The 7,849-nt window shown below is 32.1% G+C and carries 9 protein-coding genes; 5 read left to right on the top strand and 4 right to left on the bottom strand.

Annotated elements, in window-relative coordinates:
• Both Q0075_RS08635 and ctlX read left to right on the top strand, forming a co-directional pair.
• On the top strand, positions 1-266 hold a 266-nt coding region (locus Q0075_RS08635), incomplete at its 5' end, for an arginine deiminase family protein (protein WP_297869175.1).
• A gap of 151 nt (positions 267-417) precedes the next feature.
• Positions 418-1,353, top strand: coding sequence for a citrulline utilization hydrolase CtlX (gene ctlX / locus Q0075_RS08630; protein WP_297869174.1), 936 nt, complete (start codon positions 418-420; stop codon positions 1,351-1,353).
• A gap of 159 nt (positions 1,354-1,512) precedes the next feature.
• Here ctlX and Q0075_RS08625 read toward each other — a convergent pair whose 3' ends face one another.
• The gene (locus Q0075_RS08625; RefSeq protein ID WP_297869173.1) at positions 1,513-2,136 is read right to left on the bottom strand and encodes a MarC family NAAT transporter; all 624 of its coding nucleotides are present in this window, start codon (positions 2,134-2,136) and stop codon (positions 1,513-1,515) included.
• A gap of 96 nt (positions 2,137-2,232) precedes the next feature.
• Positions 2,233-2,664 (bottom strand): hypothetical protein, encoded by a 432-nt coding sequence (locus tag Q0075_RS08620; protein WP_297869172.1) that lies wholly within the window; start codon positions 2,662-2,664, stop codon positions 2,233-2,235.
• 103 nt (positions 2,665-2,767) lie between these two features.
• On the opposite strand from Q0075_RS08620, the gene Q0075_RS08615 reads away from it, so the two are divergent.
• Positions 2,768-3,124: a CoA-binding protein gene (locus Q0075_RS08615; protein WP_297869171.1), complete on the top strand. Its 357-nt coding sequence runs from the start codon at positions 2,768-2,770 to the stop codon at positions 3,122-3,124.
• On the opposite strand, the gene Q0075_RS08610 is transcribed toward Q0075_RS08615, so the two are convergent.
• Positions 3,121-4,617: a sodium:solute symporter gene (locus Q0075_RS08610; protein ID WP_297869170.1), complete on the bottom strand. Its 1,497-nt coding sequence runs from the start codon at positions 4,615-4,617 to the stop codon at positions 3,121-3,123. The two genes, Q0075_RS08615 and Q0075_RS08610, sit on opposite strands and share 4 nt — an antisense overlap.
• 140 nt (positions 4,618-4,757) lie before the next feature.
• Here Q0075_RS08610 and recR point away from each other — a divergent pair, with 140 nt between their 5' ends.
• Together recR and Q0075_RS08600 are read left to right on the top strand one after the other, a co-directional pair.
• Positions 4,758-5,378, top strand: a complete 621-nt coding sequence (gene recR, locus Q0075_RS08605; RefSeq protein WP_297869169.1) for a recombination mediator RecR — start codon at positions 4,758-4,760, stop codon at positions 5,376-5,378.
• 78 nt (positions 5,379-5,456) lie between these two features.
• Positions 5,457-6,842: a UDP-glucose 6-dehydrogenase gene (locus Q0075_RS08600; protein WP_297869168.1), complete on the top strand. Its 1,386-nt coding sequence runs from the start codon at positions 5,457-5,459 to the stop codon at positions 6,840-6,842.
• Between the two features lie 4 nt (positions 6,843-6,846).
• Here Q0075_RS08600 and Q0075_RS08595 read toward each other — a convergent pair whose 3' ends face one another.
• Positions 6,847-7,842, bottom strand: coding sequence for a PorP/SprF family type IX secretion system membrane protein (locus tag Q0075_RS08595; RefSeq protein WP_297869167.1), 996 nt, complete (start codon positions 7,840-7,842; stop codon positions 6,847-6,849).
• Positions 7,843-7,849: the final 7 nt, after the last annotated feature.

The raw sequence follows: 7,849 nt of genomic DNA, 5'->3' as shown, positions 1-7,849 counted from the left end.
GTTTCCGTGAAGAAGCCGATTATATGTTTTTAGTGAATTTATTCGGAAAAGAAAATCTATTTCACATCGAAAGAGAAGAAATGTATCATATGAATTCAAATGTTTTCTCAATCGCTCCAGATGTAGTAGTTTCTGAAAAAAACTTCACCAGATTAAACAATTGGTTACGCGAAAACGGATTTACAGTAGAAGAAATTCCGTATGCCGAAATTGCAAAGCAAGAAGGTTTGTTACGATGTTCAACTTTGCCTTTGATTAGAGATTAAGTTATGCTTACTACAATCTATTTTTATGTGGTTTTTCCAATAATTGTAGTTAGTGCAATAGTATATGTTGTAAAGAATACTAAGAATCCAAATAAAAATAATGTCGTAATCAAAAAATACGATTTATCAAAAAAAAATAAAGAAGAAAAACATGAACCAAACAACTAATTCTATATTAATGATTCGTCCGGTTGCATTCCGTATGAACGAACAAACTGCGGTGAACAATTATTACCAAAAGGTATTGGATAATTTAACACCAGCATCGGTTAATGCAAAAGCTCAGGAAGAGTTTGATACTTTTGTGCAAAAGCTTAAAATGATAGGTTTAAATGTGGTGGTAGTTGAAGATACATTAAGCCCAGATACGCCAGACAGTATTTTTCCAAACAACTGGATTTCATTTCATGAAAATGGAGATGTCGTTTTATATCCCATGTTTGCCGAAAATCGCCGTTTAGAAAGAAGAGAAGATGTTTTAGATCATTTAGAAGAAAAAGGATTTGTAATCAATGAGATTATGGATTATACTTCGGCTGAAGATGATGATATTTTCTTAGAAGGAACAGGAAGTATCGTTTTAGATAGAGCCAACGGAAAAGCGTATTGTGCTTTATCTCCAAGAGCAGACGAAGAATTATTCATCGAATTTTGTGAAGATTTTGAATTTACTCCCGTGATTTTTGAAGCTTTTCAAACGGTAAACGGTGAAAGAAAACATATTTATCACACGAACGTAATTATGTGCGTGGGCGAAACTTTTGCTGTTATTTGTGCCGATTGTATCGACGATAAAAAAGAACGCAAAATGGTCTTAGATAGCTTGAAAGGTGATGAAAAGGAAGTGATTCTAATCACGGAAGACCAAGTGAATAACTTCGCTGGGAATATGTTAGAAGTAAAAGGCAATGATGATAGAAGGTATTTAATCATGAGTGCCTCAGCTCACCAAAGTTTGACTAAAAAGCAAATTACACAATTAGAAGAACATGTAACTATCGTAAGTTCAAGCTTAGATACTATTGAAGCTTGTGGTGGTGGAAGTGCTCGTTGTATGATGGCAGAAATTTTCTTGCCAAGAGAATAGTATTACCGTCATTTCGAGTGATTTTAAAAAGTAAAAATGCAAATTTTGCTTTTTAAAATTGTATCGAGAACTAAAGAAATAATATAATTTTAAACAAAATAAAAAATCCCAAATTCAGAATGATTCGGAATTTGGGATTTTTTTATTTAAGAAGTTGAATTAAATGCCTCTAACAATACTCAAAACCGCACTAATAATATACTGAATACCAATAGCAATGGTTAGGAATCCAATAATTCTTGAAATAGCAACAATTCCAGACGAACCGAGTAATTTAGCTAAATAATGAGCACTTCTAAGAACTAAATAAATAGTAACAGCAACTACAGTAATTGAAATTGTTGAAATTATGATTTCAGTAGTTGTATTGTGTTCTTGATAATAAGCAATAAGTAATGAAATCGAACCAGGTCCGGCCAACATTGGCATAGCTAAAGGAGTAAGGGCAATGTGCGTTCTGTTTTGAACTTCTTTTTGCACTTTTTTATTGATTCCTTTGCTTTTGCTGAAATTTCCATTCAATAATCCGAAACCTGAGCTGGTAATAATGATTCCACCTGCAATTCGTAAAGCTGTAATTGTGATGCCGAAGAAACTCAATACGTATTGCCCAATAAAAAACGAAATCAACAAGATGATTAAAACGTTAATACTGGTAATTAAAGAAACTTTTGCTCGTTCAGCACTCGTATAACCTTCGGTTAAAGCTACGAAAATAGGAACGGTTCCAATTGGGTTTAATACCGAAAACAGGGCAGCGAATAAATAAATAAATAATTCCATTGTTTTTTTTGCAAATTTAATACAAGGTAATTATTTTATTTACGAATCAAAAATAAATCTTCTTTACTTTTAGGTTTACTCAAAGTAAGGAGTTTTTTAATAGGCATCCAAAGGGGAATAAGGAGTTGCTTTTAGTTTTTCAACTTCCATTTTTTTGATGAAACTCTCAATATTTTTTGTGTTTTTAGAATAATCAACCGAAATGTAATGATGATCAACATGAAAAGTAATAGAATCGCCCGGTTTGAAAATAACTAATTTGTAAAAAGGAATCGCCAAGACATAAATATCTAATCGGGATTGAAATCCAATTAAAATGCCTTTTGGACGTAATTCAATATTGCAGAATTTAGCCGAGTTATTAACGTGTAATAAATCGTAAATAGTCGAACTGCAACGGGTGATAAATAATTTTGGAGAACCAATGCCTCCTTTTTTTATGCTTTCTAAAATAGTGAAAGGTTTTCCAACTAATTCGTTGATTTCTCTTTCAATTTTTAACTCTTTGTATGAAATATTGTAAAGCATTTTTGTTTAAAATTACTTCAAAAAAGGTTTCGAAATCAGACTTTAGCAAATTTTTATTATTTGTTTATTTATCGTAACTTTAGATTTCTAAATAAAAAATAAAATGAAAACATTAGTTATAGGAGCTTCCACAAATAAAGAGCGTTATTCGTATAAAGCCATTCACAGTTTAGTAGATAAAAGTCATCAAGTAGTAGCCATTGGAGCTAAAAAAGGAATGGCGTTTGATATTCCAATCGAAACAGAAAAATTAGATTTTCATGCTGTGGATACAGTGACTTTATATCTTAACCCAAAAGCTCAAGTGGAATATTATGATTACATTCTTTCGTTAAAACCAAGACGCGTTATTTTTAATCCGGGAACTGAAAATCCTGAATTTTATAAAGTATTAGAAGCTAATAATATCAAATATGAAGTAGCTTGTACCTTAGTTTTATTGACAACTAATCAATATTAAAACTTAGTTTGACTTGTAGCAGGTTTACTGATTAACAACAAGCCAACAAAAGTAATAATGCCGTTTACGATAATTAATTCGTTGTCAATTACGTAATCTCCGAAAAGTGCTGCCGAATTTTTGGCTAACAAAAAGCAAATCAATGGAGAAATAACACAAATAATTGGGACTAATTTATCGTGAACGGTTTTTGATTTCATAAACAATCCAAACGAATACAATCCTAAAAGCGGTCCATAAGTATAACTTGCGACTTTGAAAATCATGGTTACTACTGATTTGTCATTCAATGAATTGAAGATGATAATTACAAAAAACATCAATATAGAAAATCCAACATGCACAAAATGACGCGTTCTAACAGCATTGGACTTATTTTGATTTTCTGCTTTATCCATTCCTAAAAAATCTACACAAAAAGAAGTGGTTAAAGCAGTCAAAGCAGAATCCGTTGTAGCAAAAGTTGCGGCTGTTAATCCTAGTAAGAAAACAACTGCCGGAATAATATTCAAATGATTAAAAGCAATTTCTGGGAACAATAAATCGGTTCGTTTTACACCATCAACCATAGGAACTGAAATGCCATTTTTCTCTGCATATAAATAAAGTAAAGCGCCAACGCTCAAGAAGAAAATATTGATAATTACAAAAATTCCAGTGAAAGTGAACATGTTTTTTTGGGCTTCACCAATGTTAGCACAACTTAAGTTCTTTTGCATCAAATCTTGGTCTAATCCAACCATAGCGATGGTTACGAAGATACCGCCTAAAATTTGTTTCCAAACATAATTACCCTTTAAATAATCTTCATAGAAAAAGACTTTAGAATAATTACTGTTTTTAACGGTTTCAAAAGCATCAACAAATCCTAAATCTAAACTATTACAAATAAAAATAATCGTCAAAAATACGGATGAAACTAAGAAAAACGTTTGTAAAGTATCGGTAATAATGATGGTTTTCAAGCCGCCACGATAGGTGTAGGCAAAAATCAACGCTAATGAAATTAAAACCGTAACCGCAAACGGAACTCCAAAATCATCAAAAACAAAACGTTGTAAAACAATCACCACTAAATACAAGCGAAATGCCGAACCAATAGTTCTACTAATCAAGAAAATAGTCGCGGCAGTTTTGTAACTTACTACACCTAATCGCTGTTCGATATAACTATAAATCGAAGTCAAGTTCATTCGATAATAAAGTGGAAGTAAAACGGTGGCAATGATGAGAAAACCTATAGCATTTCCTAATACAAACTGAAAATATTTAAATTGCAAATCAGGATTCCCAACTTCACCAGGAACAGAAATAAAAGTCACGCCAGAAAGCGCAGTGCCAATCATCCCGAAAGCAACCAAATACCATTTTGCATTTTTATTCGCCTTAAAAAAAGCATCGTTACTACTATCTTTTTTACTAACAAAATTTGAAATTAAAATCAGAATTCCGAAGTAGATAATGATAATGGTTAAAATAGTTCCTGAAGTCATATATTGGTTTTTGAATGTGCTAAAATAGCAAAAAGATAGAAGTTTGTTGAAATAAGCTTAAAGAAAATTCATTTGTAATTATTTTCGGAAAACTCCCAACTTCCAACTTACATCTCCCAACTTTTTTTTACTTTTGCTAAATGGAATTACCATCAAAATTATTGGAAAACGCGGTTAATGAAATGGCTCAATTACCAGGAATTGGTAAAAGAACGGCATTGCGTTTGGTTTTACATTTATTAAAACAACCTTCTGAGCAAACTGAAGTTTTATCTTCAGCTTTAACTGTCATGCGAAATGATATTCAATACTGCAAAGAATGTCATACCATTTCGGATGCTGATATTTGTGGGATTTGCTCTAATCCTTCTCGTGATAAATCGATAATTTGTGTGGTGGAAGATGTTCGAGATGTGATGGCATTGGAAAATACAGGAATGTTTAAAGGAGTTTATCATGTTTTAGGCGGGAAAATTTCTCCAATTGAAGGTGTTGGGCCAAGTCAATTAAAGATTTCTTCGTTAGTTGATAAAGTAAAACAAGGAAATGTTGCTGAAATTATTTTTGCATTAAGTTCAACAATGGAAGGGGATACGACTAATTTTTATATTTACAAACAAATTAAGGATTTGGATATTAAAATTTCAACTATTGCTAGGGGAATTGCTGTGGGAGATGAATTAGAATATGCTGATGAAGTAACACTTGGTAGAAGTTTATTACATAGAATACCTTTTGAAAAAGCTATTAAACAACTTTAAACAAAATTAAAATAAAAAAAGTAGTAATTTTACTTTTGAAAATATAAGCTAATAACATTAAAAAATCAAACTAAAGAGATGGTTAAAAATATTTGTTGTATTGGAGCGGGTTATGTGGGTGGACCTACAATGGCAATAATAGCTCAAAGATGTCCACATATTAAAGTGACAGTTGTGGATTTGAACGAAAAAAGAATTGCGGCTTGGAATGATCCAGATGTAAACAAAATACCCATTTATGAGCCTGGACTTAGTGATGTTGTAGCAGAGGCGAGAGGAAGAAACTTATTTTTTTCTACCGATGTTGATGCTGCAATTGATGCTGCTGATATGATATTTATATCTGTTAATACGCCTACAAAAACATATGGAGTAGGAAAGGGTATGGCAGCCGATTTAAAATATATTGAATTATGTGCTCGTCAAATTGCTCGTGTAGCTAAAAATGATAAAATTGTGGTAGAAAAATCTACCTTGCCAGTTCGTACAGCTAGTGCCATAAAAAACATATTAGATCATACGGGTAACGGAGTTAATTTCCAAATTTTGTCAAATCCAGAGTTTTTGGCAGAGGGAACAGCTGTAGAAGATTTATTAGCTCCTGATCGCGTTTTAATTGGTGGAGACACTACTCCTGAAGGACAAAAAGCTATAGATCTTTTGGTAGAAGTTTATGCAAATTGGGTTCCAAAAGAGAATATATTAACTACAAATGTTTGGTCTTCTGAATTGTCAAAATTAACGGCTAATGCTTTTTTAGCGCAACGTGTTTCTTCTATAAATGCATTAAGTGAATTATGTGAAAAAACGGGTGCTGATGTAAATGAAGTGGCAAGAGCTATCGGTATGGATAGTAGAATTGGGCCTAAATTTCTAAAATCATCAGTAGGTTTTGGAGGGTCTTGTTTTCAAAAAGATATTTTAAATTTAGTTTATATTGCTAAGTCTTATGGATTAAATGAAGTAGCGGATTATTGGGAACAGGTCATTATTATGAATGATCATCAAAAAAGACGTTTTGCTAAAAATATCGTTAAAACGTTGTATAACACTGTTTCAGGGAAAAAGATAGCGTTTTTAGGATGGGCTTTTAAGAAAGATACAAACGATACCCGTGAATCTGCAGCAATCTATGTTGCTGATGATTTGTTAAATGAGCAAGCCTCTATTCATGTTTATGATCCAAAAGTAGATGCAGTTCAAATTCAATCTGATTTGAATTATTTGGAGACTCGTTCTGAAGCTGCCAATTTACAGGGTGTTCATGTGTATGATAATCCTTATGATGCTTGTAAAGATGCTCACGCAATTGCTGTGTTAACAGAATGGGATGAGTTTAAAGAATATGATTGGCAAAAAATTTATGATGCCATGTTAAAACCTGCCTTTGTTTTTGATGGAAGAAACATCTTAGATGCAAAAAAAATGAATGCAATAGGTTTTCATTATAATAAAATTGGTTAATACTTTAGTATCCAGGACAGCCAAAACAATTTCTAGCATCAACATCAAATTGATATACTAATCCTAGTTCGAAAACACCTCCAGTATTACCTATCTTGGAGGTGTTTGCGTCATAGGAAAATCCGAATTTAAAATTCTCATATTTTAATCCACTAAACAAGTTTACCGAAGTTAAGGTGTGACTATTGTCTGCTTTTTTCATTGGATTTAATGCCGTTGTAACTCCTATGGTAAAATGATTAAAGATGAAGGAGCCTCCTACATCTAATCGATTGTATTGTCCTTGTTTCATGAAGTTGGCGGTAACCATCATTCTAGTTTCTAATGGTAAAAAAGTAGTTATTACTTGGCCAAAATCAAATTCATATCCACCCGAAATATTGTAAAACATTTCTAAAGGAATATTTCCCTCTTCTGCCATAGCAATATTAGGTTTGTTGAGGTGTTTTACAGCTGTCCCAATCCACATATTGTCTTTATAGAATAATAAACCTGTTGAAATATCAATAAAATGAATTCTATTGTTTAGTTGTAATGGATCAATACTTATTGGATTTATGGTTTCTGAACTGATGTTAATTTGGTCTCTTAATAATAAATTTTGAAAGCCAAAGCTTTTGCTTCCATAGCCAACTTCAATTCCGGGTCTAAAATACCATTCGTAATTTAAATCTATTCGATAAGCATAATTAATATTTGCTTGTAAAAAATTATACCCTGTGAAGTTTTCACGGTGATTAAGAAAAGTTACACCAATGCCACTATTGCTGTTTTCTAACCATGTGCTTGCATAAGCGTAGTTAGTATCCATTTTATATTGTAAGCTGGTCCATTGTGTGCGGTGCATAACACCAGCACTCGTTGTTTCTAAAAATCCTGTAAAACCGGGATTGATAGATTCTGGTACTAAAAAATATTGGGTGAAAATAGGATCTTGAGCTTTTATAGATGTACTTAATAATCCTATGAATATACTGTATATTACTGCTTTTAATTTCATAGTTTTG

The sequence above is a fragment of the uncultured Flavobacterium sp. genome (assembly GCF_937967675.1).
Lineage (GTDB): Bacteria > Bacteroidota > Bacteroidia > Flavobacteriales > Flavobacteriaceae > Flavobacterium.
Note: the sequence above shows the minus strand (reverse complement) of the source record. Positions and strands in the feature narration are given on the sequence as shown.